At 71.4% G+C, this 26,627-nt stretch carries 25 protein-coding genes; 12 read left to right on the top strand and 13 right to left on the bottom strand.

Features of this window, described 5'->3' with window-relative positions:
• The first annotated feature begins 8 nt into the window (after window positions 1-8).
• From ACFFBG_RS15215 to ACFFBG_RS15205, 3 genes are read left to right on the top strand one after another with little or no spacing between them, the layout of a single operon-like run.
• Window positions 9-4,349 carry a putative Ig domain-containing protein gene (locus ACFFBG_RS15215; protein WP_375480183.1) on the top strand — a complete coding sequence of 1,447 codons (4,341 nt, stop codon included), beginning with the start codon at window positions 9-11 and terminating at the stop codon, window positions 4,347-4,349.
• Window positions 4,346-5,032 carry a type II secretion system protein gene (locus ACFFBG_RS15210; RefSeq protein WP_375480181.1) on the top strand — a complete coding sequence of 229 codons (687 nt, stop codon included), beginning with the start codon at window positions 4,346-4,348 and terminating at the stop codon, window positions 5,030-5,032. The genes ACFFBG_RS15215 and ACFFBG_RS15210 overlap by 4 nt, the downstream gene beginning before the upstream one ends.
• On the top strand, window positions 5,029-6,615 hold the full coding sequence (locus ACFFBG_RS15205; protein WP_375480179.1) for a ricin-type beta-trefoil lectin domain protein: 1,587 nt from the start codon (window positions 5,029-5,031) through the stop codon (window positions 6,613-6,615). Before ACFFBG_RS15210 ends, ACFFBG_RS15205 begins: the two co-directional genes overlap by 4 nt.
• Before the next feature lie 25 nt (window positions 6,616-6,640).
• On the opposite strand, the gene ACFFBG_RS15200 is transcribed toward ACFFBG_RS15205, so the two are convergent.
• Both ACFFBG_RS15200 and ACFFBG_RS15195 read right to left on the bottom strand, forming a co-directional pair.
• Window positions 6,641-7,282 (bottom strand): PH domain-containing protein, encoded by a 642-nt coding sequence (locus tag ACFFBG_RS15200; protein ID WP_375480177.1) that lies wholly within the window; start codon window positions 7,280-7,282, stop codon window positions 6,641-6,643.
• Between the two features lie 84 nt (window positions 7,283-7,366).
• Complete coding sequence (locus ACFFBG_RS15195; protein ID WP_375480175.1) at window positions 7,367-8,188, bottom strand: biotin--[acetyl-CoA-carboxylase] ligase; 822 nt, start codon at window positions 8,186-8,188, stop codon at window positions 7,367-7,369.
• A 97-nt stretch (window positions 8,189-8,285) separates the two neighbouring features.
• Here ACFFBG_RS15195 and ACFFBG_RS15190 point away from each other — a divergent pair, with 97 nt between their 5' ends.
• Window positions 8,286-9,887 (top strand): acyl-CoA carboxylase subunit beta, encoded by a 1,602-nt coding sequence (locus tag ACFFBG_RS15190; protein ID WP_375480173.1) that lies wholly within the window; start codon window positions 8,286-8,288, stop codon window positions 9,885-9,887.
• Window positions 9,888-9,972: 85 nt separating this feature from the next.
• Window positions 9,973-10,206 carry an acyl-CoA carboxylase epsilon subunit gene (locus ACFFBG_RS15185; RefSeq protein ID WP_375480171.1) on the top strand — a complete coding sequence of 78 codons (234 nt, stop codon included), beginning with the start codon at window positions 9,973-9,975 and terminating at the stop codon, window positions 10,204-10,206.
• A gap of 529 nt (window positions 10,207-10,735) precedes the next feature.
• Here ACFFBG_RS15185 and ACFFBG_RS15180 read toward each other — a convergent pair.
• Genes ACFFBG_RS15180 through ACFFBG_RS15170 form a run of 3 tightly spaced genes read right to left on the bottom strand, consistent with a single transcriptional unit; the run spans window position 10,736 to window position 13,631 of the window.
• Window positions 10,736-11,512 carry an enoyl-CoA hydratase/isomerase family protein gene (locus ACFFBG_RS15180; RefSeq protein ID WP_375480169.1) on the bottom strand — a complete coding sequence of 259 codons (777 nt, stop codon included), beginning with the start codon at window positions 11,510-11,512 and terminating at the stop codon, window positions 10,736-10,738.
• Entirely contained in the window at window positions 11,476-12,822 is a 1,347-nt protein-coding gene (locus tag ACFFBG_RS15175; RefSeq protein ID WP_375480167.1) for a glycosyltransferase 87 family protein, read from the bottom strand. Before ACFFBG_RS15175 ends, ACFFBG_RS15180 begins: the two co-directional genes overlap by 37 nt.
• Window positions 12,819-13,631: an S-methyl-5'-thioadenosine phosphorylase gene (locus ACFFBG_RS15170; protein ID WP_375480320.1), complete on the bottom strand. Its 813-nt coding sequence runs from the start codon at window positions 13,629-13,631 to the stop codon at window positions 12,819-12,821. Before ACFFBG_RS15170 ends, ACFFBG_RS15175 begins: the two co-directional genes overlap by 4 nt.
• 19 nt (window positions 13,632-13,650) lie before the next feature.
• On the opposite strand from ACFFBG_RS15170, the gene ACFFBG_RS15165 reads away from it, so the two are divergent.
• Both ACFFBG_RS15165 and ACFFBG_RS15160 read left to right on the top strand, forming a co-directional pair.
• On the top strand, window positions 13,651-14,805 hold the full coding sequence (locus ACFFBG_RS15165; RefSeq protein ID WP_375480165.1) for an acyl-CoA dehydrogenase family protein: 1,155 nt from the start codon (window positions 13,651-13,653) through the stop codon (window positions 14,803-14,805).
• Window positions 14,802-15,404 (top strand): Maf family protein, encoded by a 603-nt coding sequence (locus ACFFBG_RS15160; RefSeq protein WP_375480163.1) that lies wholly within the window; start codon window positions 14,802-14,804, stop codon window positions 15,402-15,404. Before ACFFBG_RS15165 ends, ACFFBG_RS15160 begins: the two co-directional genes overlap by 4 nt.
• Before the next feature lie 114 nt (window positions 15,405-15,518).
• Here ACFFBG_RS15160 and ACFFBG_RS15155 read toward each other — a convergent pair whose 3' ends face one another.
• From ACFFBG_RS15155 to ACFFBG_RS15140, 4 genes are read right to left on the bottom strand one after another with little or no spacing between them, the layout of a single operon-like run.
• Complete coding sequence (locus ACFFBG_RS15155) at window positions 15,519-17,048, bottom strand: adenylate/guanylate cyclase domain-containing protein (protein WP_375480161.1); 1,530 nt, start codon at window positions 17,046-17,048, stop codon at window positions 15,519-15,521.
• Between the two features lie 12 nt (window positions 17,049-17,060).
• The gene (locus tag ACFFBG_RS15150) at window positions 17,061-17,309 is read right to left on the bottom strand and encodes a hypothetical protein (protein ID WP_375480159.1); all 249 of its coding nucleotides are present in this window, start codon (window positions 17,307-17,309) and stop codon (window positions 17,061-17,063) included.
• Entirely contained in the window at window positions 17,306-18,880 is a 1,575-nt protein-coding gene (locus ACFFBG_RS15145; protein ID WP_375480157.1) for an acyl-CoA carboxylase subunit beta, read from the bottom strand. Before ACFFBG_RS15145 ends, ACFFBG_RS15150 begins: the two co-directional genes overlap by 4 nt.
• Window positions 18,877-20,079: an acyl-CoA dehydrogenase family protein gene (locus tag ACFFBG_RS15140; protein WP_375480155.1), complete on the bottom strand. Its 1,203-nt coding sequence runs from the start codon at window positions 20,077-20,079 to the stop codon at window positions 18,877-18,879. Before ACFFBG_RS15140 ends, ACFFBG_RS15145 begins: the two co-directional genes overlap by 4 nt.
• Window positions 20,080-20,126: 47 nt before the next feature.
• Between ACFFBG_RS15140 and ACFFBG_RS15135 the strand changes: the two genes are divergently transcribed.
• Window positions 20,127-20,522 (top strand): MerR family transcriptional regulator, encoded by a 396-nt coding sequence (locus tag ACFFBG_RS15135; protein WP_375480153.1) that lies wholly within the window; start codon window positions 20,127-20,129, stop codon window positions 20,520-20,522.
• Between the two features lie 91 nt (window positions 20,523-20,613).
• On the opposite strand, the gene ACFFBG_RS15130 is transcribed toward ACFFBG_RS15135, so the two are convergent.
• Together ACFFBG_RS15130 and ACFFBG_RS15125 are read right to left on the bottom strand one after the other, a co-directional pair.
• Window positions 20,614-21,462 carry a hypothetical protein gene (locus tag ACFFBG_RS15130; RefSeq protein WP_375480151.1) on the bottom strand — a complete coding sequence of 283 codons (849 nt, stop codon included), beginning with the start codon at window positions 21,460-21,462 and terminating at the stop codon, window positions 20,614-20,616.
• Window positions 21,463-21,485: 23 nt separating this feature from the next.
• Window positions 21,486-21,629: a hypothetical protein gene (locus ACFFBG_RS15125; protein ID WP_375480149.1), complete on the bottom strand. Its 144-nt coding sequence runs from the start codon at window positions 21,627-21,629 to the stop codon at window positions 21,486-21,488.
• Between the two features lie 187 nt (window positions 21,630-21,816).
• Here ACFFBG_RS15125 and ACFFBG_RS15120 point away from each other — a divergent pair, with 187 nt between their 5' ends.
• The 3 genes from ACFFBG_RS15120 to ACFFBG_RS15110 are packed head-to-tail and all read left to right on the top strand — an operon-like array spanning window position 21,817 to window position 24,253.
• Window positions 21,817-23,595 carry an acetyl/propionyl/methylcrotonyl-CoA carboxylase subunit alpha gene (locus tag ACFFBG_RS15120; protein WP_375480318.1) on the top strand — a complete coding sequence of 593 codons (1,779 nt, stop codon included), beginning with the start codon at window positions 21,817-21,819 and terminating at the stop codon, window positions 23,593-23,595.
• Window positions 23,596-23,654: 59 nt separating this feature from the next.
• Entirely contained in the window at window positions 23,655-23,849 is a 195-nt protein-coding gene (locus tag ACFFBG_RS15115) for a hypothetical protein (protein WP_375480147.1), read from the top strand.
• Window positions 23,840-24,253, top strand: a complete 414-nt coding sequence (locus tag ACFFBG_RS15110) for a PIN domain-containing protein (protein WP_375480145.1) — start codon at window positions 23,840-23,842, stop codon at window positions 24,251-24,253. The genes ACFFBG_RS15115 and ACFFBG_RS15110 overlap by 10 nt, the downstream gene beginning before the upstream one ends.
• 24 nt (window positions 24,254-24,277) lie before the next feature.
• Here ACFFBG_RS15110 and ACFFBG_RS15105 read toward each other — a convergent pair whose 3' ends face one another.
• Window positions 24,278-24,631, bottom strand: a complete 354-nt coding sequence (locus tag ACFFBG_RS15105) for a hypothetical protein (RefSeq protein WP_375480143.1) — start codon at window positions 24,629-24,631, stop codon at window positions 24,278-24,280.
• Window positions 24,632-24,642: 11 nt separating this feature from the next.
• Complete coding sequence (locus tag ACFFBG_RS15100) at window positions 24,643-26,064, bottom strand: NAD(P)H-quinone dehydrogenase (protein ID WP_375480141.1); 1,422 nt, start codon at window positions 26,062-26,064, stop codon at window positions 24,643-24,645.
• A gap of 80 nt (window positions 26,065-26,144) precedes the next feature.
• Here ACFFBG_RS15100 and ACFFBG_RS15095 point away from each other — a divergent pair, with 80 nt between their 5' ends.
• A complete protein-coding gene (locus ACFFBG_RS15095) occupies window positions 26,145-26,609 on the top strand; it encodes a gamma-glutamylcyclotransferase family protein (protein WP_375480139.1) in 465 nt (154 codons plus the stop codon).
• Window positions 26,610-26,627 lie beyond the last annotated feature (18 nt).

Here is a 26,627-nt window from a genome sequence, read left to right as displayed (position 1 = left end):
GTACCATCATGAACGGTTTGCTGGACGGCGCACGCCTGAGGGCCCGCCGCGCTGTCGGCCGGGCCCGCCGACGGCTGTCCGGCAACGACGATGGCGGCTTCGTGCTGCTCGAGTCGATCATCGCGATCGCCCTGATCACGGTCATCATGGCCGCCATCGGCGTCGAGTACGTGTCCGGACTCGCGGCGGTGGCTCGGCAGCGCGCCACCCAGACGGCCGCGCAGCTCGCCGACTCGACGTTGGAGCAGATGCGCGCCCTGGAGCCGAGCGACCTGGTCACCGGCCGCGGTTCGAGCAGCGTGTCCACCCAGTTCAACAAGGGCAACGCGATCGCCGCCATCTCGCCGTGGTTGCAAGACATCGACCAGGCCAGCGACCCCGGCGCCGCCGCCACCGCGGGCGCGAACGCCACCATCCCCACATGTGATCCCGCACCGCAGGGCGCCACCGGTCCTGCGTCGTGCACACAGAAGCCCGGCACCGTCGCGTTCACCGTGTCGCAATTCATCGGCGACTGCTGGCTGCTGACGTCGGGTGGGGACTGCAACACCCAGAACCAGAGCAACTCGACAGCGGTCGAGTACCTGCGCGCTGTCGTCGCCGTGAGCTGGAACAGCGGCACCTGCACCGCCGGCTGTTACTACGTCACCGGCACCCTGCTCAACGACGACCCCGACCCGACGTTCAAGGCCAACCAGCCGCCCCCCGCGGCGCCGGCGATCAACGATCCCCCCAACCAGACCACCTCGGTCGGCGCGACCGTCGGCCTGCAACTGTCGCTGGTGACCGGCACTGGCGTGCCCGGATATTCCTGGGACCTGGCGGCCGGCACGTTGCCGACCGGCCTGACGCTCAGCTCCACCGGCTTGATCTCCGGCGTGGTGGGCGGGTCCGCTGGCACGAACTCGCTTACCGTGCGGCTCACCGACGGTTTCGGCCGCACCGACACCGCGACGTTCACCTGGACGGTCAAGCCGGCACCGACCATTATCACGCCAGGCAACCAGACCAGTTCGGTCGGCACGACGGTGAACCTGCCGGTCACGTCCAGCTGCGGCTACGCGCCGTGCACCTACACGATCACCGGCCAACCCGCCGGCCTGACCATCAACAACACCACCGGCGCTATCACCGGCAGCCCGACCACGGCCGCCACCTACAGCAGCGTCAAGGTCACCATCACCGACGCGGCCGGCGCCACCGCGACCACCAGCGCCTTCACCTGGACCGTCAAGGCCGCGCCGACCGTCACCACCCCGGGCAGCCTAACCAGCACCCTCAGCAGGCCGGTCAGCGTCGGCATCGCCTCGACGTGCGCCAACACGCCGTGCACCTACACGATCACCGGCCAACCCGCCGGCCTGACCATCAACAACTCCAGCGGTGTCGTTTCCGGCACCCCGACCACGGCCGCCACCTACAGCAGCGTCAAGGTCACCATCACCGACGCGGCCGGCGTCACCGCGACCACCAGCGCGTTCACCTGGGCGATCAAGGCCGGGCCGACCGTCACCACCCCGAGCAACCAGTCCAGCACGCTCGGCACGCAGGTCAGCCTCGGCATCGGCTCCAGTTGCGGCAACACGCCGTGCTCGTACACCCTGGCCGGCGGGCCCGCCGGCCTGGGGATCAACGCGAGCACCGGGGTCATCTCCGGCAGTCCGACGACCCTCGGCGTCTCCTCGACAGTCACCGTCACGATCACCGACGCCGCCGGCGCCGCCGCCACCACGAGCGCGTTCACCTGGACCATCAAGGCCGCGCCGAGCGTCACCACCCCGAACAACCAGACGAGCTCGATCGGCGCCGCGGTCAACCTCGCGGTCGGCTCGAGCTGCGCCAACACGCCCTGCGGGTACACGCTGACCGGCGCTCCGGCCGGCTTGAGCATCAACGCGAGCACCGGCGTCATCACCGGCAGCCCCACCACCGCCGCCACCTACGGCGCCGTCCAGGTCACCATCACCGACGCGGCCGGCGCCACCGCGACCACCAGCGCCTTCACCTGGACCGTCAAGGCCGCCCCCACGGTCACCACCCCGAACAACCAGACGACCTATGTGGGCAACGCGGTGAGCCTCCCGGTCGCATCGAGCTGCGCGAACAACCCCTGCACGTTCGCGCTGACCGGCGCCCCGGCCGGCCTGACCATCAACAACACCACCGGCGTGATCAGTGGCTCGCCGACGACCCCTGGCACCTCGTCGGTCACCGTCACGATCACCGACGCCGCCGGCGCCACCGCGACCACATCGGCCTTCAGCTGGCGGGTCTACGCGCCGCCGAGCGTCACTTCGCCCGGCAGTGTGGGCAGCACGGTGAACACGGCGCTGATCCAGCCGATCACCTCGACCTGCGCGAACTCCCCGTGCACGTACACGCTCACCGGCGCGCCTGCGGGGCTGAACATCAACCCGAGCACCGGGACGATCAGCGGCACCCCGACGGCCCTCGGCACCTCCTCCTCGGTCACGGTGACCGTCACCGACAACGGCGGCACCGTCGCGAGCACGACGTTCTCGTGGACCGTTTACGCACGCCCGTCGGTGACCGCGCCGGGGAACCAGACCACCGTGAACAACGCGGCGGTGAGCCTGGCGCTGACCAAGTCCTGCCCGGACACGCCCTGCGCCTACGCGCTCAACGGCGGCCCCGCTGGCCTGTCGATCACCAGCGCCGGAGTGGTGACCGGCACCGTCACGAGCCCGCCGCAGGTCTTCTCCGGCGTGACCGTCACGGTCACCGACAGCGCCGGCGCGACGGCGACCAGCAGCGCCTTCAGCTGGACGGTCACGACGCCGCTCGCCGGCCGGTGGACCTTCGACGAGTCGAGCGGCGCCGTCGCGGCGGACTCCTCAACCGGCGGGCACAACGCGACGCTCTCCGGCAGCACCTACGCGCGCACAGCGACGGCCGCGCAAGGCGCGTACGCGGTGACCCTGAACGGATCGAGCGCGGCTGCGACCGCCAGCAACGCGGTGCTGGACGCGAGCACGAGCTTCACGGTCTCCGCGTGGGTCAAGCTGGCCAGCACCAGCACCACGCAGACGTTCGTCAGCCAGGACGGCACACAGGTCAGCTCGTTCGCGCTGCAGTACCGCACCGACACCGGCAAGTTCGCGTTCAGCCGCACTTCGTCGGACTCCAACACCCCGACGACCGCCATCGCCAGCTCGTCCGCGGCGCCGACGACCGGCCAGTGGTACCAACTGACCGGCGTGTACGACGACGCGGCGGACACCCTCGAGCTGTATGTCAACGGCGTGCCGCAGGCCAACCCCGCGTCGTACACCACTGACTGGAACGGCACCGGCAGCTTCGTGATGGGCCGCGGCAAGGCCTCCGGCGCGTCGACGAACTGGGTCAACGGCGCCATCGACGACGTCCGCGTGTACAGCAGCGCGCTGTCCGACGACGCGGTCGCGCAGCTCGCGCAGGCCGGGTACTGGGATCTCGACGACGGCGCCGGCACGAATGCGAACGACGGCTCGCTGAACAACGTCGACGGCACGCTGAGCGGCGGGGTCACCTGGACATCGTCGAGCATCGTTGGGCCGTCGGCCGCCCAGTTCAACGGCAGCAGCGGCATCATCACCAGCAGCTCGTCGGTCGTGGACACCGCCCAGAGTTTCTCGGTGAGCGCCTGGGCGAAGCCGGCCGGCACCACCGGCGCCGGAACGCTCGTAAGCGTCGACGGCACGACGAACAGCGGCTTCTGGCTGCAGCAGAACGGCGGCAAGTGGGCTCTCGTCCGCGACGCGGCAGACGCCGGCTCGTCGCAGGCGACATTGGCCGTGTCGAACGCCAATGTGGTCGCGGGCCAGTGGTATCTGGTGACCGGGGTCTACGACAGCGTGGCGAAGACGCTGAGCCTGTATGTCAACGGCGTGAAGCAGGGCAGCTCGGTCTCGTACACGACCGGCTGGAAGGCCACTGGCAACTTGATCATCGGCCGTGGCAAGTTCAACGGGGGGATAGGCGACTACTTCAACGGCGTCATCGACGACGTGCACGCGTTCCGGTTCGCCCTCGACCAGTCCGGCGTCAACGCCCTCGCGACCATCGCTCCGCCGAGCCCGGCGACGCCGAGCGCGACGCCCGGCGCGACGTCGGCGACGGTGTCGTGGACGGCGCCGACGCCGGTCGCCGGCAGCCCGACCACCGGCTACGTCGTGACCCCCTATCTGGACGGCGCCGCGCAGAGCCCGATCACCTACAACTCGACCGCGACGACGCAGACGCTGACCGGGCTGACCACCGGCGGCTCGTACACCTTCACGGTCGCCGCGACGAACGCGAACGGCGCCTCTGCGCCCAGCGCGCAGTCGGCAGCGGTGATGCCGTCATGACCGCGTTGGCCCTGCGCGTGCGCTTGCGCTTGCGGGCGCGACTCGCTCGGGTAGCCGGGAGTGCGGACCGGGGCACGACCCTCGTCGAACTGCTGGTCGGCATGGCGATCATGACGGTGTTCATGGCGATCTTCCTCACCTCGATCCTGCTGATGAGCAGCACCGCCAACAAGGTCGAGGCGACCACGATCTCGGCGACCCAGACGAACCAAGCCTTCCTGAAGCTCGACAAGATGGTGCGCTACGCGAGCGCCGTCAGCACGCCGGGCGTCTCGACGGCCTCGGGCGACTGGTACGTCGAATTCGACTCGCCGCCCACCGGCGTCAGCACGGCGCAGACCGGCGACACCTGCACGCAGTTGCGCCTCGATTCCCGGCAGCTGCAGCAGCGGACCTGGACGGTCACGAACGGCGTCGCTGCGGCGGCTTCGGCCTGGACGCCGATGGCCAGCTACGTGACCAACGGATCGGCGGCGGCGGGCTCGGCGGACGCGCCGTTCACGACACCGGTCGCGGGCGTGAGCGCCAGCACGTCCTTCCAACGGCTGCAGCTCACCCTCGTCGCGACCGCCGGCAACAGCGTGACGGCGACCAACCGCTCGCAGATGACGTTCACCGCGTTGAACAGCGACGTGTCGCTGGCCAGCAACGCCACCACCTGCCAGCAATGGGGACGACCGTGAAGCTCCGAGTCAGGGGCGTCCTGCGCGGACGCCTGCCGCGTCCCAGCGACGACAGCGGCAACATCGCCATGCTGTTGATGGTGATCCTCGTCGGCGCCACCATCGGCGCACTGCTCCTCACGATGATCATCAATCAGAACAGCTCCACCCGGTTCACTGGGTCGCGGGTGCGCTCGCTCGACGCGGCGCAGGCCGGCATCGACGCCATGCTCGGCCAGATCCGGGGCGCCACGACGACCGGGTCGGACGGCAAGACCTTTGGCAACTCCGACTCGCTACCCTGCGCGACCAGTGCCGCACCGCTGAGCGGGTCGGCCAACGCGAGCGGCACGATGACGTACAACGTGTCTGTCGTTTACTACATGACCGACCCCGCCAAGGGCGGAACGGCGATGACCTGCGCGGCGAACTACGGGCCATACGACGCCGCTACCGGCAGCCATACTCCGCGGTATGCCGTGATCACGTCGTCCGGCGTCGACTCGTCGAACGCCAACTCGGCGAGCAAGGGGCGCACGCTCACCACCACGTACGTCTTCCAGACCGACGACGTGAACATCCCGGGCGGCGAGATCCAGCTCTACTCGAGCGGCAGCGCCAAATGGTGCATGGACGCCGGGTCGGGGACGCCGGCATCGGGCGCGGCCGTTCTGCTGGAGTCCTGCAGCACGTCCCTGCCGCCGGCCGCAAGACAGGTGTTCGCCTACCGGTCGGATCTGAGCATCCAACTCGTGTCGTCGGTGACCACGTCCTACCCTGCCGGCTTGTGCCTGGACACCTCGCCGACCGCGCACGCCGCCGGCCGCGCGATCGTCCTGCAGCCGTGTTACGCCGTGGGCAGCTCGCCCTGGAACCAACAGTGGAGCGTCAACAGCTTCGCGCATCTGGAAGGCGCGAAGACCGACCAGTCGGACACCGACAACACGTGCATCAGCGCTGCCTCGCAGACCGCTGACACCGCCCTGCTGTTGCAGAGCTGCAACACGAACAAGTACAGCTCGGAGGTACTCGACCCGGAACAGACCTGGATCCCGTCGGCGACCACCGGCGACGGCTCGGCGGGCGGGGCCAACGGCAACATCGTCAACTACCGGGATTTCGCGAACTGCGTCGACGTGGCCGGAAAGGATCCGGCAACGCCATATCTTCAGCTGTACACCTGCAAGACGAACCCCTCGCCGGCAAACCTCGACTGGAACCAGCTGTTCGCACCCGGTCTCGGCGCGGCTGGGTCGTCTGGGCTGCCACGAACCGGAACGCTGACGACGAAGCCCAACGGCGTCAACTACTGCATGCAGGACCCCACGGCCGCACCGTGGTACGTCACCGTGTCGAGGGCCTGCACCAGCACGTGGACCTACTACCAGACGAAGGACAGCGCAGGCAAGCCGCTGTCGTATGCGCGGGTCTACACGATCGTGGACAGCCTCGGCAAATGTCTGAGCAGCGGACCCGCCAACGACTTGCGGAACAACCTCTACCTGAAAGTCATCGTCACGGCGTGTGACGGCGGCACCGAGCAGAAGTGGAACGCCGACCCGAGCGTGCTCGCGTCCCGGCTGACGAACAGCGGCGAGAAGTGAGTCCGCGTGCCGGGGCCGGACCAGCTCAGCGCTGCGGGTGGCCGGGCTCCGGCGGGTACTGGCCGGTCGGGTACTGCCCGGTCGGGTACTGGCCGGTCTGATACTGGCCGCCCTGCGGCGGATAACCCTGTTGATAGCCACCGCCGTAGGCCAGTCGGGCGCGGCGCTCGCCGTCCTGCTCGATCAAGCGGTTCAGCAGCTGCTGCTGCTGGTCCGAACGCGGGATGTCAGCCAGCGACTCCTGGCCGTGCTCGCCGGCTGACTCGATGGTGAGCGTGCCGGCGCGCACCATCCGGTCCCACAGCGATTGGCTGAAGCCGACGTCGTTGATGCGCTGCAGCGAGATGTCGCGGCCGGTGTGCTTGAAGACGCCGCGGCGGATCAACACCCGGTGCGTGGTGAAGATGTAGTGGGTCGTCCGCCAGCGGGCCGCCGGCGACAGCGTCAGCCAGATCAGCAGCACCACGCCGACGACCACGATCAGCGCGACGACGACCAGCCGGCCGGTGCCCTTGGCCATGTTGTTGTAGACCTCGGTGAGGCCGAAGGTGCCAAGACCGCAGATCACGAGGAACCAGAAGATCGCCGGCACCAGCGTGATCCAGTGCGGATGCAGCCGCTCGACGACCTCCTCGTCGTCGGCGAGGATCTTCTCGGGATACGCCACCTGGACCTCCTGTGTCCGACTGCCGCAGGCTATCGCGACCGCCCGGAGCCGGTCGGGTCCGTTCGGCCGAGCGCGGCCGACCCGTCACGTCGGCCGCAGGTGCTCGACGTCGCCCGCCGCCAGCGGGCGCGGCGCAGCGGCCGCGTCGTCCGCGTCGTCCGCGTCGTCGGCGGCCGCGACGAGCAGCCGGCCGAACTCGTCGACGTCGACCGCGCGGCCGACCACCGCGGCGCCGCCGAGGTCGACCCGCACCTGCGCGCCCAGTGTGGCGCACCGCTGCCGGTACGCCTGCGCCAATCCGGCCGCGTCCGGGTCGCCGCCGGCGTCCGTCCAGCGGGTCAGCCAGCTGTCCAGCGCGGCGAGCAATGCGCCAAGCAGCGCGGTCCGGTCGACGTCCGGCGAGCCGGCGAGCGCGAGCGACGTCGCCGTGTCGACCGGCAGCTCGTCCCGCGTCGTCGACACGTTCAACCCGACGCCGACGACCACCGCGCCGCCGGCGGTCTGCGCGAGGATGCCGGCGAGCTTTCGGCCGTCGAGGCGGGCGAGCACGTCGTTGGGCCATTTCAGCGCGCACTCGACGCCCGTCTCGGCGCGCACCGCGTCGACCACGGCGACGCCGGCGAGCAGCGGCAGCCAGCCCCACCGGGCGGCCGGAACGGCCGGCCGGACCAGCAGCGACGCCGTGAGGCCGGCGCGGGCGGGCGAGGTCCACACCCGGTCGAGGCGTCCGCGCCCGGCGATCTGGTGCTCGGCCGCCAGCACGACGCGGTCGAGACTGGCGTCAGCGGTCGCGGCGGCGAGCAGATCCGCGTTCGTGGACGTGGTCTCGGCGACCACGTCAACCCGGGCCCAGCGGTCGCCGACGCCCGCGCGCAGCCGGTCGACGTCGAGCGGCGGGCGATCCACGACTGCCCACCCTAGGTCTTGGCCCCGCCGGCGCCGGCGTGTCTCGCCGCTGCGGGGCCAAATCACGACGGCGGGGGCGCCGATTAGGCTCCGCACCATGGCAGCCGACCCGTCCGACCTCACCGGCCCGGACCTCGATCCGCACACGACCGCCGGCAAGCTCGCCGACCTCGAGCGACGCTACGACGAGGCCGTCCACGCGGGGTCCGCCCGAGCCGTCGAGAAGCAGCACGCCAAGGGCAAGATGACCGCCCGCGAACGAATCGACGCCCTGCTCGACGAGGACTCGTTCGTCGAGTTCGACGAGCTCGCCCGGCACCGGTCCAACACGTTCGGGATGGAGAAGAACCGACCGCTCGGCGACGGCGTGGTCACCGGCTGCGGCACGGTCGACGGCCGGCCGGTCTGCGTTTTCAGCCAGGACGTGACGGTGTTCGGCGGCGCGCTCGGCCAGGTGTACGGCGAGAAGATCGTCAAGGTGCTCGACTTCGCGATGAAGACCGGTTGCCCGGTGATCGGCATCAACGAGGGCGGCGGCGCCCGCATCCAGGAAGGCGTCGTCTCGCTCGGGCTCTACGGCGAGATCTTCCACCGCACCGTGAAGGCCTCCGGCGTCATCCCGCAGATTTCGCTGATCATGGGCGCGGCCGCCGGCGGCCACGTCTACTCTCCCGCCCTGACCGACTTCATCGTCATGGTCGACGGCACCTCGCAGATGTTCATCACCGGCCCGGACGTCGTGAAGACGGTGACCGGCGAGGACGTCACCCTCGAGGAGCTCGGCGGCGCCCGCACGCACAACACGAAGAGCGGCAATGCGCACTACCTCGGCTCGGACGAGCAGGACGCGATCGACTACGTGAAGGCGCTGCTGTCCTACCTGCCGTCGAACAACCTCGACCCGCTGCCCGTCTACGACACCGACGTGACCGACGTGGAGGACGAGTCCGACGCGTTCCTCGACACCTTCATCCCGGACTCCGCCAACACGCCGTACGACATGCACGAGGTGATCGCGCACCTGCTCGACGACGGCGAGTTCCTCGAGGTGCACGAGCTGTTCGCGCAGAACATCATCGTCGGCTTCGGCCGGATCGAGGGCGCCCCGATCGGCGTCGTCGCCAACCAGCCGACGCAGTTCGCCGGCTGCCTGGACATCGACGCGTCCGAGAAGGCCGCCCGGTTCGTGCGCACCTGCGACGCCTTCAACGTGCCGGTGCTGACGCTGGTCGACGTCCCCGGCTTCCTGCCCGGCGTCGGCCAGGAGCACGCGGGCATCATCCGACGCGGCGCGAAGTTGATCTACGCCTATTCGGAGGCGACCGTACCCCTGGTTACGGTCATCACGCGCAAGGCGTTCGGCGGCGCGTACGACGTGATGGGCTCGAAGCACCTCGGCGCCGACATCAACGTCGCGTGGCCCACCGCGCAGATCGCGGTGATGGGCGCGCAAGGCGCGGCGAACATCCTGCACCGCAAGCGATTAAGCGCTGCCGACGATCCAGAGGCGCTGCGCGCGCAGCTCGTCCAGGAATACGAGGACACCCTGGTCAACCCCTACGTCGCGGCCGAGCGCGGCTACGTCGACTCGGTGCTCCGGCCGTCGCAGACCCGTTCCTACGTCATTCGCGCGCTGCGGATGCTGCGCAACAAGCGCGAGACGATGCCGCCGAAGAAGCACGGGAACATCCCGCTGTGAATTGGTCGATGATCTCGGCCGAACCGCGCAAATCCGCCGAGTTTGCCCGAGATCATCACCGTCCCGCTCGAGATTGGTAAGGCCGATGCCCGACGAACGCCACGACAGCGCCGCCGCGCGCCCCCTGTTGCGCGTCATCGGCGGCACGCCCACCGCCGAGGAGCTCGCCGTCGTCGCCGCGGTGGTCGCGGCCGCGGCTGGCGGCGGAGCGAGCAGCCGCGTCCAGATTGTGCGTCGCGGCGCGTGGAACGACCCCGCGCACCAGCACCGTCGACCGCTCCCGTCCGGCCCGAACGGTTGGCGCGCAGCCGCGCAATGACCCGCCGTCTGGCCACCCGCGTCCCGCCGCTCGCGTCCCGCCGCCCCTTCGCGATCCAGCCGACTGACTTCGCGTAGTTGCCGACCGGAACTAAAACCAGCACGCGCTCCGGCATGCGGACGCGCCGCACGCCGCCTGCGACCAGCGCCGCGGCCCCGGACAACGCCGCACCCCGGCCGGCGAACATCACGGCAGCGGTCAACCGGTCGTGGTCGACGCACGTGGATACCGTGAGGTATGTCCGAGGCGCGAGCCGTTTCCATCGCCCTCTCGCCACCCGTGCGTCGATCGTGGCGAGCGGAATGCCGCGGCGCGCCGCCTGCGCTCTGCTGATCACCCGGGGCAGTTCGTCCGGGTCGACGAAGGGATGCACACCGTCCAGCATCAGCGCACCGAGCCGCTCGGCGCGGCGACAGACCGATGGCTGTGGACGACTCTGTGGACAACTCCGAGTTCTCGCGATGATCTCGGTCCGGCACGGCAGAAAGGCGTGGTCCGGCCGAGATCATGCGGAAGATGCCCTGACGGGTCAGCGGCCGGTGTAGGTCGCCTTGCCCGGCCCGTCGCGCAGGAATGACGCGACCGCGCCGCGCAGGTCCGACGTGCCGAACAGCGCGCCGCTCAACGCCGGCGTCGCCTCGTCGGCCGCCCGCACGCCGCCGGCCAGCTGCGTGCGGATGATCGCCTTGGTCGCGGCGTGCGCCCGTGTGGGCCCGTTCGCCAACCGCAGCGCGAACGCCCGGGCCGCGTCGGCGAAGCCGTCGTCCGGCAACACCCGGTTGACGACGTTCCACCGCTCGAGCGTCGCCGCGTCGTACAGCTCGCCGCTGAACACCAGCTCGCGGGCCCGCGCCGGGCCGGCGCGTTCGGCCAGCCGCTGCGGGCCGCCCATCGACGGCGTCAACCCGACGACGATCTCGACGAGGCCGAAGCGCGCCGACGACGCGGCGAGCAGCAGATCGCAGGCCAGCGACACCTCGAACGCCGCCGTCAGGCACAGCGCGTGGGCGGCGAAGACGGTCGGGATCGGCAGCGACTCGAGCTCGTGGATCATCGTGAACCAGTCACGCCACAACGCCTCGGCCGAGCGCGGGTCGAGCGGTTCGAACACGTGGACGTCCACGCCAGCGGACACCGCGCGGCCCTCGGCGCGGATCAGCAGCCCGCGCGCCGACGCCGACCGGGCCACCGAGGAGATCGCGGCCCGCAGGTCGGCGACCATCGCCTCGTCGAACAGGTTCAGCGGTGGGGCGTCGAGGGTGATGACCGCTAGCGGCCCGTCCCACGAGAGATCGGCCGAAGGCATGTCCGCAGGCTATCCGGGCGGCGCGCCGCGGCGATCGCGACGGTCAGCAGCAGCGCCACCACCCACACCAGCCGGTCGCTGTGACCGTTGAGCAGGTAGCACAGCATCGGCGCGAGAACCACCGGCAGCCACTCGAGCGAGCCGCTGATCGCCACGAGGGCGAGCAGCATGCCGGCGTACCACCCGTACTCCGGCGTGAAGCAGAGCAACGTCACGCCGGTCACCACCGCGGCGGACCGCGCCGGCGCGTCCACCGGCCCGCGCGACCACGCCCACAGGGCCGCCGCGGCGACGGCCAACGCCCCGACGACGGTGTCCACCGGGTGCGGCAGCACCGCGCCCAGCAGCCGCAACCGGCCGCCGCTGCCGTACTGCTCCTCCTGCAGGTAGCCGGGCAGGTAGCCGAGCACGGCGCTGCGCGCGACCGCGAGGTGCGGCAGGTAGACGAGCACCACCAGACCGAGCGCGGCGACGGCGGTCAACCAGGAGCGGCGCAGCAACGACGGCAGCAGCAGCGCCGGATAGAGCTTCACCGCGATCGCCGCGCCGAGGAGACCGCCCCTCGACCACACGCCACGCGCGGCCAGCGCCGCGACGACGAAGAGCACGCCGAGCCAGTCGATATGGGCGTTGTTCGCGAACTCGATCACGACGACCGGGCACCACGCCCACAGGGCGGCGCGCCAGGGCGGCGCCCGGAACCGACGCAGCAGCAGCCAGCCGATCGCGAGGCAGCCGAGCACCGCCGCGATCTGCAGCGGCAGGTGATTGCCCTGGCCACCGAAGGACAGCACCCGGATCAGCGTGAAGCCGCCCTCCGCGACCGGCGGATAGACGGTGTGGACGGTCGGGCGGTTGATCGAGGTGCACCCGCCGGGGAAAGCGTGCTGGCAGTGGTCCGGCGGGCCGAACAACGACGCGTCCCGCAACGAGGCCAGCGCGGGATCGGCGGGGGTGAGCCGGTAGGGGTCGACGCCGGACAGCTGCACCTTCGCATCCCACATGTAGCGGTAGTCGTCGTCGGACGTCGTCGGCTTGTGCGTCATGGCGAGCGCCTGCAGCACGAGGCCGCCGCCGAGCACGACCAGCGCCGCGCGCCGAGGCGTCAACCGCAGGCGGGACAGCGACCACACCGCGAGCGTCCACAGCGGGATGCTCAGCCAGGCGAGCAGCTCCGCCGGGCCGTAGTCGTCGAGCGACGCCCGCGGCAGCAACGTCACCGTCAGCACCGCCTGGGTCGCGAGCGCCAGCGCCAACAGCCCCGGCCACCGCCGTGACCGCGTTCGCAGCGACCCGACGGCGCGGCTCACGGCAGGACGAACGACGCGGGATACCCCGAGGTATCCCCGCAAGCGCAGTCGCCCTGCGCGCTCGGCAGCCGGCGCAGGGTGTGGACGAGCAGCTCGCGCAACCGAGGCAGATTGGCCGCGAACGCCTCGAGCACCTCGTGATGGGTGACGCCGTCGCCCGCCTCGACGCCGGCGTCGAGGTCCGTCACCAGGGCCAGCGTCGTGTAGCAGAGCGCGAGCTCGCGGGCCAGGCCGGCTTCCGGCATCGCCGTCATGCCGATGATCGACCAGCCGTGCGACTGGAACTCCAGCGACTCGGCTCGGCTGGAGAACCGCGGGCCGTTGACGACCACGAGCACCCCGCCGTCGTGCGCCGCGCCGGCGCCAGTGCCGAGGGCGGCCGCGCGGCCGCGGGGGCAGTACGGGTCGGCAAAGGACGCGTGCCCGACGCCGTCGCCGGCGTCGAAGAAGGTGTGCTGCCGGCCGGCCGTCCGATCAGCGATCTGGTCGGGGACGACGAGCGCGCCGGTCGGCAACGACGTCGTGAGCGAGCCGACCGCGGACAGCGAGACGACCTGCCGCACGCCCAGCGAGCGCAGCGCCCACAGGTTCGCCCGGTAAGGCACCACGTGCGGCGCGAACCGGTGCGCCGCGCCGTGTCGCGGCAGGAACGCGACCGGGCGGCCCGCGAGCGAGCCGAGCGCCACCGGTCCGCTCGGCGGCCCATACGCGGTTTCGACCGGCCGAGCCTCGGCGTCGTCGAGGAGCGAGTAGAAGCCGGAGCCGCCGATGATGCCGACAGGCTCGACGCCAGACGCAGAGGTCACCAGCAGACCCTATTCTGAGCGAATGGACCGCAAGCATTTCGACGACGACCACCGCGCGTTCGGCGAGGCGTTCCGCGCCTTCGCCGACAAGTCGATCGTCCCCGACTACCTCGAGTTCGAGAAGGCGGGCATCACCCCGCGCGAGGTGTTCCTCGAGGCCGGCCGCAGCGGGTTCCTCGGCATGGCGGTGCCCGAGGACCACGGCGGCGGCGGGGTGGACGACTTCCGCTTCAATCAGGCGCTCGACGAGCAGATCGCGGCCGCGGGCATCGGCGGCGCCGGGCTCGGGATGTCGCTGCACAACGACATCTGCCTGCCCTACTTCCTGTCGTACGCGACGCCGGAGCAGAAGCGGCGGTGGCTGCCGGGCATCGCGTCCGGCGAGTTGATCACTGCCATCGCGATGACGGAGCCGGGGGCCGGCTCGGATCTCGCCGGCATGCGCACCAGCGCCCGGCGCGACGGCGACAGCTACGTCGTCAACGGCGCGAAGACGTTCATCACCAACGGCGTCAACGCCGATTTGGTGATCACCGCGGTGAAGACCGGCAGCGATCAGAGCGACCGACGCGGCGGCATGTCGCTGCTCGTGCTCGAGCGCGGCATGGCTGGCTTCGACCGCGGCCGCAACCTCGACAAGCTCGGGATGCACTCGCAGGACACCGCCGAGCTGTCGTTCAGCGACGTCCGGGTGCCAGTGGAAAACCTGCTCGGCGATGAGGGCGCGGGCTTCGGCCAGCTCGCCGCGAAGCTGCCGCAGGAGCGGCTCTCGATCGCGATCGCGGGCGTCGCCGAGGCGAGCGCCGCCTTCGAGGAGACCTTGCGGTATGTGCAGGACAGAACAGCGTTCGGCAAATCGATCGGGAGCTTCCAGAACACCAAGTTCGTCCTCGCCGACATCGGCACCGAGATCGACGTCGCACAGGCCTACGTCGACCGCTGCGTCGATCGGCTCAACGCCGGCGAGCTGAGCGCCGCCGACGCGGCCAAGGCGAAGTACCACTGCACCGAGCTGCAGGGCCGGGTGGTCGACCGTTGCCTGCAGCTGCACGGCGGATACGGTTACATGGCCGAGTACCCGATCTCGCGGCGCTATGCGGACGCGCGCATCACCCGTATCTACGGCGGGACCACCGAGATCATGAAGACGGTCGTCGCCAAGTCCTACGGTCTGTGACGCGGTTCGTCCTCGCCAGTCAGTCGCCGGCGCGGTTGGCGACGCTGCGCCGCGCCGGGGTCGAGCCCGAGGTCGTGGTCAGCGGCGTCGACGAGGACTCGGTGGACCTCGCCGACACCGCCGAGCTGGTCGTCGAGCTCGCCCGTCGCAAAGCGGGCGCGGTCGCCGCGGAGCTCGAGGGCGCGGCGATCGTGCTTGGCTGCGACTCGTTGCTCGAGCTGGACGGCGCGACGCTGGGCAAGCCGGGCTCGGCCGAGGCCGCGGCGCAGCGGTGGCGCGCGATGCGCGGCCGGTCCGGCGTGCTGCACACCGGACACTGCCTCATCGAGACCCCCGACGGCCGATCATTGAGTCGCGGCGTAGCGACGACCGTCCACTTCGCCGACATGTCCGACGCCGAGATCGCCGCCTATTGCGGCACCGGCGAACCGGCTCAGGTGGCCGGCGCGTTCACCGTCGACGGGCTGGGCGGCTGGTTCGTCCAAGGCGTCGAGGGCGATCACCACAACGTGGTCGGCCTGTCGCTGCCCGCGCTGCGCGACATGCTGCGCGAACTGGGCCACGACCTCGCCGACATCGGCTACCCCGCCGCCCCCTGACCCCCGCCGCCTGATCCCTGACCCTGTCTCACCTCCGGTCAGTGGTCACTTGCGGCCGTCAGTGGTCAGTCGGCAGCGACCACTGACCTGCGGAAGTGACCACTGACGGGCCTGTCACGCGGTGCGGTAGGCGCGGGTCGGCGACTCCCGGCCCCGCAGGCGCACCGTCTTGGTGCGCACCCAGTTCTCCTGTTCCGCCTCGACGCTCGCCTCGACAGCGGCCGCGCTGGCGAGCACGCAGCCGTCGACGCGCTTGGCAAGCTCGGTGAGCCGGGCCGCCTCGTTCACCGCGTCGCCGATGACGGTGTACTCGAGCCGGCTGGCCGCGCCGATCTGGCCGGCGATCACCGGCCCGTATGCGACGCCGATGCCGATCGACAGCTCGCCGCTCGCCGCGACCCGGTCGCGGATCGCCCGCGCCGCGCGCAGGCCCGCGGTCGCCGGGTCGGCGAGCTCGGCCGGCGCGCCGAAGACGCAGAGCGCGGCGTCGCCCTCGAACTTGTTCAGCAGCCCGCCGTTGGCGCCCTCGACCTCGTCCACGACCGTCTCGAAGAAGCGGTTCAACATCGCGACGAACTCCGTCGGCGCCCGTTCGCGCGTCAACCGGGTCGAGCCGGTGATGTCGACGAACAGCGCGACCACGTCGCGGGACTCGCCCGTTAGCGTGACGCCGCTGTCGATCGCCTGCGCGGCCACCGCCGAGCCGACGTGCCGGCCGAACAGGTCCTGGATGCGTTCGCGCTCGCGAAGTCCGGACACCATGTCGTTGAAGCCGTTCTGCACCAGCCCGATCTCGCCGGCGTCGTCCACATCGAGGTGGACGTCGAAGTCGCCCTGCTCCACTCGGCGCAGCGCGTCGACGATGCCGCGCAGCGGCACGCCGACCGACCGCGCGGTGAGGGCCGTCGCCAAGCCGCCTACCGCCAGCGCGAGGGCGGCGACGACGATCGCGGTCGCAACCACGTGCTCCCGGGCCTGCGGGGCGGTCAGCACCAGGATGACGCCGAGGATCGGCGCGCCTGTGGTGAGCGCCCAGCTCAGCTGCAGCCGGGCGCGCACGCCGAACACCGGGGTCGTCTTCGGCGGCCGCGCGGCCAGCGCCAGCAGCGCGACGCGCCGGTTCGTCCGGGCGATGAGCAGGTAGGTGACGCCGGCCGCGCCGAGCCCGGCGATCACCGTGCCGCTGCCGAGACCGGCGGCGACCTGCGCCCGCACGCCCAACAGCGCGGCGACGACGCCCACGACCAGCCCGCCCACCGACCAGAGGACCAAGGTGATGACGGCGAGATCGAGCGGCATCCGCAGCGCGCGCCGCGCGTCCTCGGCCGACGGCGGATCGCCACGTAGCAGCCAGCGCAGCGTGCGCCGCTGCACCGCGGTCGCGGCGACGACCCCGACCACGATGGAGACGACCGCGAGCACGACGCCGGTCACCACGAGGTCGATCGTCTGCCGCCCGGTCAGCTGCGCGTTCAGAACAGCGGCGGCGACCGCGACGACGGCGACGCCGACCAGGTCGGCGGTGACCGCGAGCGCGACCATTCCGGCGATCGTGCGCAGGACGAACGGCAGGTTCGACGCCACTTTGGCGACGTCGACCGGCTCACCGCGCGACGGCGGAGCTGGCTGCGGTCCTTCGCTCACGTCGGCGATTGTCTACCAGGAAAGGGAATCGCTGCCATTCGCGGCCGCGAGGCGCATCGCCGGGACGCGCATTGCCGCACGGCGGGTGTCCCGCCAGATCAGGTACGGATCGCGCGGCGGGGTCAGCGCTGTCAGCTGCGTCACCACGGCGAGCAGCACGGCAAGCTCTTCGCTCGTCGCGCCGCCCCGGATCGCGAGGTCGGCACCGGCGAGACCGGCCGCGAGTGCGGGCTCGGACCCAGGCGTTTGCGGCGCGGTCATGTCGGCGGCACGCCGTGCCGCTTGGCGGCGACGTGCCGCGACTTGCCGACCAGGACGGAGTAGCGGTGGATCAGTTCGGCGCGCAGCTCGACTGGTTCGATCACCGCGTCCAGCACGAGATCGGACGCCAGGCGCATCAGGTCGACGTCCTGCTCGTACTCCGTGCGGCGAGCAGCGACGAACTGCGCCCGCTCGTCCGGGTCGGCGAACTCGGCGATCTTGTTCGCATAGACGGCGTTGACCGCGGCCTGTGGGCCCATCACGGCGATCCGCGCCGTGGGCAGCGCGATGCAGGCGTCCGGCATGAACCCTGGGCCGGCCATCGCGTACAGGCCGGCGCCATAGGCCTTGCGCACGATCACCGACACCTGCGGCACGGTCGCCTCGGACACCGCCGTGATCATCTTCGCGCCGTGCCGGATGATGCCCTGGCGCTCGACCTCGCTGCCGATCATGAAGCCGGGCACGTCGGCGAGATAGAGCAGCGGGACGTTGAAGGCGTCGCACAGCCAGATGAACCGCGCGGACTTGTCAGCGGAGTCGACGAACAGCACGCCGCCCTTGACCGCCGAGTTGTTCGCCACGACGCCGACCGGCTGTCCCGCCATCCGACCGAACCCGACGATCACCTCAGGCGCGAACAACGGCTTGATCTCGAAGAACGAGTCGACGTCGAGCAAACCAGCCAGGATGGTATGCATGTCGAAGGGCACCGACTCGTCCGCGGGCACGCTGTCCGCGGCGAGCTCGACGGCCGGCGGCTCGGCATCCACCTCAGGCGCCGGCTCGCGCCAGCAGGTCGGCAGGTAGGAGAAGAAGACCCGCGCTTGCTCGATCGCGTCCGCGTCGTCGACGGCGAGGTTGTCGCCGCAGCCGGACACCGTCGCATGCATCCGGGCGCCGCCCATCTCCTCCAGCGTCACCTTCTCGCCGACGACCATCTCCGCCATCCGCGGCGAGCCGAGATACATCGACGCGTTGCTCTCGACCATGATCACGATGTCGCAGAAGGCCGGGATGTACGCGCCGCCGGCGGCGGAAGGCCCGAACAGGCAGCAGATCTGCGGCACCTTGCCGGACAGCGCGACCTGGTTGTGGAAGATGCGGCCGGCGCCCCGACGGCCGGGGAACAGCGCAACCTGATCGGTGATCCGCGCGCCGGCCGAGTCGATCAACCAGAAGATCGGCAGCTCCTCGGCGAGCGCGCGCTCGGTGATCCGAATGATCTTCTCGACCGTCCGCGCGCCCCACGAGCCGGCCTTCACCGTGGGGTCGTTGGCGACGACGAGCGCGGGCCGGCCGTCCACGAGGCCCTGGCCGGTGACCACTCCGTCGGCCGGCAACCCGACGGCCTGCGCGTTCGCGAGCTGGCCGTCCTCGACGAAGGAGTCCTGGTCGAGCAGCAGCGCGAGCCGGTCGCGGACGAACAGCTTGCCTTGGGCGGCGAGCTTCGCGGCCGCCTTGTCCGACGGGGCGAGCGTGCTGTCCCGAGCCGCGCCGAACTCCTTATTTCGCGGCGTGTCCCGCGGTGTGTCCCGCGGCGCGACAGGCTGCGTCACAGGCTGCGTCATTGGACGGGCAGGCCGAGGCCGCGGGCGATGAGCATCCGCTGCACCTCGGAGGTGCCCTCGCCGATCTCGAGGATCTTCGCGTCCCGGTAGAACCGGGCGACCGGGTACTCCTCCATGAAGCCGTTCCCGCCGAAGACCTGGGTGGCGACCCGGGTGGCGGCGACGGCCGCCTCGGTCGAGTACAGCTTGGCGATGGCCGCGGCCTGCTTGATGGCCGCCGCCGGGCGGCCGGCGTCCTTCAGCCACGCCGCCTTGTACGTGAGCAGCCGGGCGGCCTCGACGGACACCGCGAGGTCGCTCAACGAGAACGCCACGGCCTGCCGGGCGCCGATCGCCAGGCCGAACGTCTGCCGCTCGCCGGCGTAGCGCACCGACAGGTCGAGACAGGCCTGGGCGAGGCCGACCGCGAGTGCGGCGATCGCGATGCGGCCGTCGTCGAGCACGGCGAGGAACTGCCGGAAGCCGTCGCCGCGCCGGCCGAGCAGGTTGGCCTCGGGCACCCGGCAATCGTCGAAGGACAGGCCGTGGGTGTCGGAGATATGCCAGCCGAGCTTCTCGTAGGCAGGCTCGACCGTGAACCCGGGCGTGCCGGCCGGCACGATGATCGAGGAGATCTCCGCCGGCGAGCGCTCGCGCGAGCCGCCATCGGACTCAGCGCCGGTGCGCGCCGTGACGGTGACCAGCGAGGTGATCTCGGTGCCGGAGTTGGTGATGAACGCCTTCGCGCCGTCGATCGACCACATGCCGCCGTCGAGCGTGGCGCGCGTCCTCGTGGCGCCGGCGTCGGAGCCGGCCTCGGCCTCGGTCAACCCGAAGCCGGCGAGCGCGCGGCCGGCGACGAGGTCGGGCAGCCACTGCTGCTTCTGCTCGTCGGTGCCGAACGTCAGGATCGGGTTGATGCCGAGGCCCACGCCGGCCTCGAGGGTGATGCCGATCGACTGGTCGACCCGGCCGAGCTCCTCGATCGCGACGCAGAGCGAGGTGAAATCCCCGCCAGCGGAGTCCGAGCCGGCCGACCCGCCGTACTGCTCCGGCACGACGAGGCCGAACAGCCCGAGATCGCCCATCGCCCGCACCACGTTCACCGGGAAATGGCGCTCGCGGTCCCACCGCGCGACGTGCGGCGCGACCTCGCGCTCGGCGAAGTCGCGCACCACCTTGCGGAATACCTCGTGGTCCTCGGACAGCTCGAAGGTCACAGCTCGCTCCCTTGACGTTAACGTCAACGTCAGGACACATTATCCCGATGAGCGCGTCGGCGACAGAGCGGACCTGGACGGTCGGCGAACTGGCGCAGGAGCTCGGGGTGACGGCCCGGACGCTGCGGCACTACGAGGCCCAGGGTCTGGTGAGCCCGGCGCGGTCGGGTCCGAACCGGGTCTACGGCGTGCGCGACCGCGCTCGGCTGCGGCTCATCCTGCGCGGTCGGCGCTTCGGCATGACCCTGGCCGAATGCCGCGAGATCGTGGACATGTACGACGGCGCGACGTCGTCCGAACGCCGGCAGCTGACCGCGCTGCTCGCCCGGCTCGACGCCATCGGCGCGGAACTGCGGCTGCGGCAGGCCGATCTGCGGCGCACGCTGGCCGAGGTGCGCGACGTCGCGGCGAAGTGCCAGGCTCGGCTGGCCGAACTCGACTGATCCTGCGGACGCCAGCCCGACCACGGCGATGATCTCGGCTCAACCAGGCGAGAACGCACGGTCCGGCCGAGATCATCGCCGTTCTACCAGGTCAGCTCGGCGGGGCCGGGGCGGCGCGGATGGGGACGAAGCGCACCGTCCGGCTCAGCCCCGCGCGCACCGCGCCGACCACGACCGGCGCCCGCAGCGGCACCTGCCACAGCAGCGGCGCCCACGGCGACCACACCCACGCCGTCAGGGCAATGGAGGCCATGGCCATTCGGATGTATTGCCGGCGAAGCGCCCCGGTGCGCCGGCTGACGAAATAGCTCACCGCGGCGACGACGATCAGGTACGCCGCCACCTGGGCGGCCTGGGTGTGCAGCTGCGCCAGCCACCCGCCACGGAAGGCCGAGCGCGGCGGCAGCCCGGCGAGCAGCATTGCCGAAAGCAACACCCAGGACACCGCGCGGGCGGCGACCTGCCGCGCCGGTCGCTTGTCGGGCAGCCGGTAGGACGGCAGGACGGTCAGCGGATGCTCGGCCAACATCAGCGCGCGGTCGCGGTACACCGCGGCGTGCGGGTAGCGCGCCGCGACCTGCGCCGCCAGGCCCGGCCGCACCCGCCCGGACAGCCAGATCGCGTCGATCCTGGCCAACTGCGCGCGCAGACCGCGGGTGCCGGGCGTGACCCGGCCCCAGCAGGAGACGACAGCGGCGACGTTGCGCGCCGCCGGCTGGTCGCGCAACGCCGCCACCGACCCGTATGCCCAGTAGCCGCACTTGCAGCCTGCCGCGCCCGCGACCGGGTGCCGGCCGCAGGTCGCCTCGTTGTCGCCATCGAGCCATGGCTGGTGGGAGATGACGACGGGCCACAGCGTGCCGTCCGAATGCAGGCCGAAGGTCCGGATCGCGGCGATCTCGCCGACGAGCAGATCGGGCCCGTCGAAGGGGGCGCTCACTCAGGCGCGCTCCTTCGAACTGCTCACGCCGGCGCGGGCGCTGGCTGAGGTTGCGGCGCCCGCTGAGGTTGCGGGGCGGGCTGACGTTGCGGCGCGCGCTCCGGCTCCTGGGCCGGACGGGCGGGCAGCACTTCGATCTCTGGCTGCTCTTCGCCGATGTCGCCCATGCCCCGAGCGTAGGACGCCGCCACCGTGGCCCACCACCGAGGCGAGCCAGCTGTGGAGGCCCGGTATTCTGCGGCTATTCTGCGGCCGGTCCGGCAAGCGCCCGCAGCAGCTCGGCGAAACCAGACACGGCCGGGCCCGCGTCGCGAGTCGGCGGCAGATGTGCGGCAGATGTCAGGAGGCTCGAGCGTGCGCAAGGTGCTGATCGCCAACCGGGGCGAGATCGCGGTCCGCGTGATCCGCGCGTGCCGCGACGCCGGTTACACCTCCGTCGCCGTCTACGCCGAGCCGGACCGCGACGCGCTGCACGTCCGGATGGCCGACGAGGCGTACGCCCTCGGCGGCACGACGCCCGGGGACTCCTACCTGGTGATCGACAAGGTGGTCGCCGCGGCGCAGCAGGCCGGCGCGGACGCGGTGCACCCGGGCTACGGCTTCCTGTCCGAGAACGCCGACTTCGCCCAGGCCGTCATCGACGCGGGCCTGACCTGGATCGGGCCGTCCCCGCAGTCGATTCGCGACCTCGGCGACAAGGCGGTGGCCCGGCACATCGCCGCGGCGGCCGGCGCCCCGCTGGTGGCCGGCACCAAGGACCCGGTGTCCGGCGCCGACGAGGTGATCGCCTTCGCCGAGGAGCACGGACTCCCGATCGCGATCAAGGCCGTCTTCGGCGGCGGCGGGCGCGGCATGAAGATCGCCCGCGAGATGGGCGAGGTCGCCGAGCTGTACGACTCGGCGGTGCGCGAGGCGGTGTCGGCGTTCGGCCGCGGCGAGTGCTTCGTCGAGCGCTACCTCGATCGGTCGCGGCACGTCGAGGCGCAGGTGCTCGCCGACCAGCACGGCAACGTGATCGTCGTCGGCACCCGCGACTGCTCGCTGCAGCGGCGCAATCAGAAGCTGGTGGAAGAAGCGCCCGCGCCGTTCCTCACCGACGACCAGCGCGCCCGCATCCACTCCTCGGCCAAGGCGATCTGCCGCGAGGCCAACTACTACGGCGCCGGCACGGTCGAGTACCTGGTCGGCGCGGACGGCGTGATCAGCTTCCTCGAGGTGAACACCCGGCTGCAGGTCGAGCACCCGGTCACCGAGGAGACGAGCGGCATCGACCTCGTCCGCGAGCAGTTCCGGATCGCCGAGGGCGAGGCGCTGCGCTTCGACGCAGACCCGACGCCGCGCGGTCACGCCTTCGAGTTCCGGATCAACGGCGAGGACCCGGGCCGAAACTTCCTGCCCGCGCCCGGCGCCGTCACCACCTACCGCGAACCCGCCGGCCCAGGCGTGCGGGTCGACTCCGGGATCGAGGCGAACTCGGTGATCGGCGGCGCGTTCGACTCGCTGCTCGCGAAGTTGGTCGTGGTCGGCGAGACGCGCACCGAGGCGTTGGAGCGGGCCCGGCGCGCCCTCGACGAGTACGTCGTCGAGGGCATGGCGACCGCGCTGCCGTTCCACCGCGCCGTCGTGCGCGACGAGGCGTTCGCCCCGCTGGATCCGGTCGAGCCGTTCACGATCTTCACGCGCTGGATCGAGACCGAGTTCGACAACCAGATCCCGCCGTTCGCCGGCGCGGTCGACGCGGGCGAGGACGCCGGCCCGCGCGAGACCATCGTCGTCGAGGTCGGCGGCAAGCGGCTCGAGGTGTCCCTGCCGGCGGGCTTCGGCGCAACCGGGGTCGGGGGCGCAGGCGGCGGGGGCGGCGCGCGCAAGGCGGCCCCGAAGCGCTCGGCCGGCAAGAAGGCGGGCGCGGCGGCGTCCGGCGACTCGCTCACCGCCCCGATGCAGGGAACCATCGTCAAGGTCTCGGCGGCCGAGGGCGACACCGTCGAGGCCGGTCAGGCGATCGTCGTGCTCGAGGCGATGAAGATGGAGCAGCCGCTGACCGCGCACAAGGCCGGCACCGTCGCCAACCTCACCGCCGAGGTCGGCGCCGTGGTCACCGCCGGCTCGGTCATCTGCGACATCAAGGACTGAAAATGCGGCGCCAATAGGGGCAGCGTATATATGGATGCGACCTATATATACTCCCCGTTATGGGCAAGCACCTGATCGACCTGGACGAGGCGGCGCTCAGCGCGGCGCGCAGCGAACTCGGCACGGCAACGATCAAAGACACCGTCAATGAAGCGCTGCGCCGCGCCACAGCTGACCGCCATCAGCGTGTCGCCGCCGCACTCGACGTCCTCGGCGCGGCCGATCTGGGCGACCGACGTGACGCGTGGCGCTGACCTTCCTGCTCGACACGAGCGTGCTGAAGCGGCTTCGCAACGACGAGGTGCGTCGCGTCGTGGAGGCGCACGCCGCCGCCGGTGAACTTGGCCGCTGCGACATCACCGACCTCGAGGTCGGGTACTCGGCTCGCAACGCCGACGAATGGGACGAGCTCATCGCCGCACTCGGGGCCTTCGTCGGAGTCCGCACCACGGCCGCACACGTGCGCCGGGCGCTGGAGGTGCAGCGGTTGCTCGTCGCCCGAAGCCAGCGAGGTCGCAAGATCCCCGATCTCTTGATCGCCGCGGCGGCCGAGGAGCTGCACCTGGCCGTCCTGCATTACGACGCGGAATTCGACTTGATCGCCGCCGTCACTGGCCAGCCGTGCTCGTGGGTCGTGCCGCCGGGCACCGTCGACTGACGCCTGAGCGCGCCGCCCGCGAACTCAGTTGCGGCGCGTCTGGATGCGGGTGATCATCTCGGCGCGGCGGCGGGCGAGCGTCGCCATCTCATCCGTTCGCCGGCGCACCGCGGCGGCGTCCGCGCCGGTCGTGAAGACCATCGCCCAGCCCGATCCCTCGAGCAGCGGGACCCGCTCGACGATCTGGTCCTGCGGCACGTGATGGGTGCCGGCGAACTCGTGCCCGTCGTCGACGACCGCGACGAGCACGTGGCCCGCGGGCACGGCGGGCAGCGCGGCCACGATCACCTCGGCGTGCTCGGCGAAGACGCCCGCGGCGTGCGCCTTGCGCTCGGCGGCCGCGCGGGCCTGGGGCGAGTAGTCGCCGTGATTGGTCATGTGGGTCTCCGCTAATCCAGATCGTCGTGCGACATCAGCCGCCGGGCGGCTTCGGACACCGAGCCGGACAGCGCCGGGTACACCCCGATGGTCGAGGCGAGGTCGTTCACGGTCAGCCCGCGCTGCACCGCGAGCGCAAGGGGATACACCAGCTCCGACGCGCCGGGCGCCACCACGACGCCGCCGATCACCGCGCCGGTCGCCGGCCGGCAGTACAGCTTCACGAACCCCTCGCGTAGGCCCTGCATCTTGGCGCGCGGGTTGGTGCCGAGCGGCAGCGTCACCTGCCGGGCCGGCGCCGCGCCCGACGCGACAGCCTGGTAGCCGACGCCGACCGTCGCGATCTCCGGGTGCGTGAAGACGTTCGCGGCGACCGTCTTGAGCCGCAACGGCGCCACCGCCTCGCCGAGCGCGTGCCAGATCGCGATCCGGCCCTGCATGCCGGCCACCGACGCGAGCAGCAGCACGCCCGTGCAGTCGCCGGCGGCGTAGACGGACGGAACAGACGTCCGCGACACCCGGTCGACCTTGAGGTAGCCGGCCTCGTCCAGCTCGACGCCGGCGTGCTCGAGCCCGAGCCCCGTCACGTTCGGCGCCGAACCCACGCACATCAGCGCGTGCGAACCCGAAACGGTCCGGCCGTCGACGAGGTCGACCGACACGCCGTCGCCGACCCGCCGCACACCGGCGGCGCGGGCCTGCTTGACCAGCGTGCCGCCGCGGCTGGTGAACACGTGCTCGATGACCGCCGCGGCGTCCGGGTCCTCGCCGGGCAGCACCCGGTCGCGGCTCGACACGAGCGTCACCGGCACGCCCAGCTCGCTGTAGCCGCTCGCGAACTCCGCGCCGGTGACGCCGGAGCCGACGACCACGAGGTGCTCGGGCAGCTCCTTCAGCTCGTACACGTCGCGCCAGGACAGGATCCGCTCGCCGTCCGGCGTTGCGGTCGGCAGCACCCGCGGCGTGCCGCCGGTGGCGAGCAGCACCACGTCGGCCTGCGCCGTGTCGACCACGGCGCCACTGGCGTCCAGCACCTCGAGCAGGTGCGCGCGGGGCGGCTGACGTTCGGCGAACCGCGCCGCGCCGGCGACGACCGTGACGCCCTCGTGCGCCAGCCGGGCCGCGATGTCCTCGGACTGCTGCCGGGCGAGGTCCTTGATCCGCTCGTTGACGACGGCGAGGTCGACAGCGGCCTCGGCCCGGCCCAGGCCGCTCGCGCCGACGCCCACCCGCGGCGCGTCCCGGAACGCGGTCACTCGGTCGCTGGTGGCGATCAGGGTCTTGCTGGGCACGCAGTCGGTGAGCACGCACGCGCCGCCCACGCCGTCCCGGTCGAAGACGGTGACCTGCGCGCCGAGCTGGGCCGCGACCAGCGCGGACTCGTATCCCGCCGGCCCGCCGCCGACGATCGCTATCCGCGTCGCGCTGCCCACCGCGCCATTGTCCCCCGCGCGATCACCCCCCGCGCCACTGTCTCCCGCGCGACGGTCCGCATCGGTACGCTCCCCCCGATATGACGACGTCGGGCGGGCTCTACGCGGCGTACGGGTCGAACATGGACCCCGAGCAGATGCTGGAGCGCTGCCCGCACTCGCCCGCGGCCGGCACCGGGTGGCTGAGCGGGTGGCGGCTGACCTTCGGCGGCGAGGACATGGGCTGGGACGGCTCGCTGCCGATGGTCGTCCCGGACCCTGGGAGCTCGGTGTTCGTCGCGCTGTACGAGGTGTCGCCGCCGGATCTGGCCACCCTCGACTACTGGGAAAGCGCCGACACCGGCCTGTACAACAAGATCCGGCTGCGCATCTCGACCCTCGAGGAGGACGTGCTGGCCTGGGTGTACATCCTCGACGGGTACGAGGGCGGCCTGCCGTCGGCCCGCACGATCGGGCTCATCTCGGACGCCGCCGAAGCGGCCGGCGCGCCGGACGAGTACGTCACCGATCTGCGCTCGCGACCCTGCCGCTCGCTCGGCGAGTGAGCGGCGGGCCTTCCCACC

The sequence above is a fragment of the uncultured Jatrophihabitans sp. genome, assembly GCF_964251945.1.
In the GTDB taxonomy this organism is placed as follows: Bacteria; Actinomycetota; Actinomycetes; order Mycobacteriales; family Jatrophihabitantaceae; genus Jatrophihabitans.
The sequence above is the reverse complement of the archived record's forward strand: the minus strand, read 5'-3'. Positions and strand labels throughout refer to the sequence as shown.

Bases quoted from the DNA above. Each gene is read 5' to 3' on its own strand.
- ACFFBG_RS15215 (WP_375480183.1), top strand. From the start codon at position 9: ATGAACGGTTTGCTGGACGGCGCACGCCTGAGGGCCCGCCGCGCTGTC.
- ACFFBG_RS15210 (WP_375480181.1), top strand. From the start codon at position 4,346: ATGACCGCGTTGGCCCTGCGCGTGCGCTTGCGCTTGCGGGCGCGACTC.
- ACFFBG_RS15190 (WP_375480173.1), top strand. From the start codon at position 8,286: ATGGCAGCCGACCCGTCCGACCTCACCGGCCCGGACCTCGATCCGCAC.
- ACFFBG_RS15185 (WP_375480171.1), top strand. From the start codon at position 9,973: ATGCCCGACGAACGCCACGACAGCGCCGCCGCGCGCCCCCTGTTGCGC.
- ACFFBG_RS15180 (WP_375480169.1), bottom strand. From the start codon at position 11,512: ATGCCTTCGGCCGATCTCTCGTGGGACGGGCCGCTAGCGGTCATCACC.
- ACFFBG_RS15165 (WP_375480165.1), top strand. From the start codon at position 13,651: ATGGACCGCAAGCATTTCGACGACGACCACCGCGCGTTCGGCGAGGCG.
- ACFFBG_RS15150 (WP_375480159.1), bottom strand. From the start codon at position 17,309: ATGACCGCGCCGCAAACGCCTGGGTCCGAGCCCGCACTCGCGGCCGGT.
- ACFFBG_RS15145 (WP_375480157.1), bottom strand. From the start codon at position 18,880: ATGACGCAGCCTGTGACGCAGCCTGTCGCGCCGCGGGACACACCGCGG.
- ACFFBG_RS15135 (WP_375480153.1), top strand. From the start codon at position 20,127: ATGAGCGCGTCGGCGACAGAGCGGACCTGGACGGTCGGCGAACTGGCG.
- ACFFBG_RS15125 (WP_375480149.1), bottom strand. From the start codon at position 21,629: ATGGGCGACATCGGCGAAGAGCAGCCAGAGATCGAAGTGCTGCCCGCC.
- ACFFBG_RS15115 (WP_375480147.1), top strand. From the start codon at position 23,655: ATGGGCAAGCACCTGATCGACCTGGACGAGGCGGCGCTCAGCGCGGCG.
- ACFFBG_RS15105 (WP_375480143.1), bottom strand. From the start codon at position 24,631: ATGACCAATCACGGCGACTACTCGCCCCAGGCCCGCGCGGCCGCCGAG.
- ACFFBG_RS15095 (WP_375480139.1), top strand. From the start codon at position 26,145: ATGACGACGTCGGGCGGGCTCTACGCGGCGTACGGGTCGAACATGGAC.